Annotated in this window: 1 protein-coding gene; it reads right to left on the reverse strand. The window is 61.4% G+C overall.

Annotated elements, in window-relative coordinates; all coding sequences use genetic code 11:
- A partial coding sequence (locus tag AACY52_RS31540) for a conjugal transfer protein TraG N-terminal domain-containing protein (RefSeq protein WP_339561585.1) occupies window positions 1-420 on the reverse strand: 420 nt, incomplete at its 3' end.
- Window positions 421-438: the final 18 nt, after the last annotated feature.

Consider the following 438-nt stretch of genomic DNA (forward strand, 5'->3'; position numbering starts at 1 on the left):
GGTGCGCGGAAACAGAAAGAGCGGAAAGAGCACTGGGAACATGGCGTAGAAGACGACGGTGAGGACGATGCCGAGCAGCGGGACCCATGTCATCGCCTGCTGCGCGATCGAGGTATAGGTGTTCTTTGCCTGGGCGTCAGCGCGCTGCGCAGCATAGGCATCCCACCCGGCCTCGGAGAAGCTCTCGCGCGCCGCAAGGAAGGCGTCGATCATCGAAACCTGCCGCAAATAGCCATACGCGTCGCTGCTCGAGCCGTGCATCTGAGCCGCGACGATCGGCAGATCGTTCTTCAGGCGCTCCGCCGCGATGTCATCGGCGACGCCGGGATAGGCGCTCTTGCTAAACCAGGGGATGTCGTTGTCGTACTCGGCCTTCCACTGATTGTTCATCCGCGAGTAGGCCTCGTTGCATGGAATGATCGAGTTCTCCGTCGTGTC

The organism is Pseudomonas sp. EA_65y_Pfl1_P113 (assembly GCF_963970525.1).
GTDB lineage: Bacteria > Pseudomonadota > Gammaproteobacteria > Pseudomonadales > Pseudomonadaceae > Aquipseudomonas > Aquipseudomonas tritici.